This window comes from Streptomyces sp. NPDC059002 (genome assembly GCF_042740435.1).
In the GTDB taxonomy this organism is placed as follows: domain Bacteria; phylum Actinomycetota; class Actinomycetes; order Streptomycetales; family Streptomycetaceae; genus Streptomyces.
Map to the genome: position 1 here is coordinate 1 of NZ_JBHYJI010000146.1, position 2,192 is coordinate 2,192.

Here is a 2,192-nt window from a genome sequence, read left to right on the forward strand (position 1 = left end):
GTCTAAGCGTGTAAAAGTAACATTGTGGAGCATTCTAGGAATCCTAGTTGTGTTAAGCGTGATCGGCATTGTTGCTTTCTACCAAACGTTTCCAAGCTAGTCAAATAGTAAAGCAGACCTTTAAGGGTCTGCTTTACTTAATTATGTAATTGTTCATGGCAAAACAAAAATCATGTGAATTTTTTCAAGTGATTTAGGTAAAATAAAAATGAATCCTTGAAAAATCCAGCTAGTACCTTGACTTTTCAAGAATTCGCAACATATAATATGTTTAGATGCAGGTGGTAAAGGAAACCCCTCGTAAAAAAAAGAAATCCTTAATGAAAGATGTAATGGTGGTAGGGAGTGACCCACGTTAAAAAAAGAAATCCCATCGAATGATAAAAAATATGTTGTAAGATATTTCAAAAAGACCTAGTATTTTTACTAGGTCTTTTTTATTTTTTAAATCACTTAAGGGGAAAACAATGGCGAAGATAAAATTGCATCAATTAACACAAGACTTTTATGACGAACATAGCCATTTAACAGAGATAGCAGATAAAAATTCAAATGGCAATCTTGAAGACAAAGGGCGAGGTTATGGTGTTTTAATGATTGAAATAAAAGGATACCAATTCGCTATCCCTTTACGCTCCAAAATGAAACATAAAGAAAACTTTCCTACAAAGATTTACACGCAACACAATAAGAAATACAGAAAAGGATTAGACTATACAAAAGCAATAATAATTACAGATCCTCGTTTTGTCTCACATAGATCATTCAAAATTCCACAAGATGAATTTTTAAAAATTGTAAATTCAGAAAACCGTATAATCCAGTCTTTTGAAAAATATGTGAATCGTTATGTCCAAGCCTATAATACAGGGGATGAAAATATTTTAAGAAAGTACCAATTTTCAACATTGCAAAATTATCACACAGAATTAGAATGTGTTTCGAACTATTCTGAACAACAAACCTCCTAAATAGAAAAGCAGACCTTTAAGATCTGCTCTTTTTTATTTGATTATGTAATTTTTAATTCCCGGATGCCAGTAAGCCATTACCTCAAACGCTCCATTTGCAACCTCATCATCTTCTTCCTCAATCTTGACCAGATCGCCATCCTCCGCATCACCAAGGTTCAACTCTTTATGTATCTCTTTTAAAATGCCGCCGTACCCGATCAATCTACGGGCAGCCAGCGCATCATCCAAGTAAAGCACCGTGTTCAGATTGTCTTCTGTCACCTTATTGCCGCGCACAACATCCGTATCCTTAACCGGATATTTAGAGATTTCGAGAACAGCTTTTTGCTCCATCATCGCTTCCCGCACTTCGTTTTCAATCTGTTCAGCGTCAATCTTGGCTTTACCTTTCACTCGACGAATATCGACAATTGGAGTGTAATCCAATTTCATCGCCTTTTTCCAAAGGCTCGTCCACTCCGCCTGCTTAATATAATTTTTCCCAAAATAATTTTTCCTTACTGGTATCAACACATGAAAATGCGGATGGTATGTATCTTCTTCATGATTTTTGGTAATCTCTAAAGCTCTGAAAAACCCAAGAACCGAGGTCTTTACTTTTTTGTACTGGAACAGTTTCCTAAAGCCTTCCATCATCTCAGAAATTTGTGGCTTCAGCCGTTCTCCCTTTACATTCCGAACCGTCAGCGTGAGAAAAATCCATCCGCAGCCATACTGCCGATTGGCTTCCTCTACGATCAACTTATTGTGATAAGCAATTTTTAACGACCTGCGCCACGCACACATCGGGCATAACCTCACTTTACAAAAATGGGCTTGATACAGTTTTAACTTGCCCGTCTCCGGGTCTCTCTTAAACGAAAGATACTCTGCACAACCAATTAGCTTTTCAGCCTTTTTGCCATAGTAAGGTGCCCCAATCTTACTCTCTAACGCTTCGTAATGCTCCGCCATGAGGTTCGTACGTCTCTTTTTCCCCTTCCAATCCCGCTTTTTACCTGTTGCGGTTTTGTCTTCGAGGATGCTATAATCGTTTTCAGATGAATAAATCAACAAAAAAACTCCTTCTGAGCTAGTTCTCTAGCATTCTATTATTTTGATTCGACACCTTAATAATAGCAGAAGGAGTTTTTACCTGTCAAAAAGCCGTTTAACCCTTGACACACAAGGCGTTGACCTGATTTTGAAAAATGATGTTGTTTCTATATAGTATCAAGA

General features: G+C 37.1%; 2 protein-coding genes. One reads left to right on the top strand and one right to left on the bottom strand.

Going from position 1 to position 2,192, the window contains the following annotated elements:
* Positions 1–467: 467 nt before the first annotated feature.
* The gene (gene tenpIN, locus ACFWZ2_RS43530; RefSeq protein WP_052475755.1) at positions 468–971 is read left to right on the top strand and encodes a type III toxin-antitoxin system TenpIN family toxin; all 504 of its coding nucleotides are present in this window, start codon (positions 468–470) and stop codon (positions 969–971) included.
* 33 nt (positions 972–1,004) lie between these two features.
* On the opposite strand, the gene ACFWZ2_RS43535 is transcribed toward tenpIN, so the two are convergent.
* On the bottom strand, positions 1,005–2,030 hold the full coding sequence (locus tag ACFWZ2_RS43535) for a protein rep (RefSeq protein WP_316975501.1): 1,026 nt from the start codon (positions 2,028–2,030) through the stop codon (positions 1,005–1,007).
* Positions 2,031–2,192: the final 162 nt, after the last annotated feature.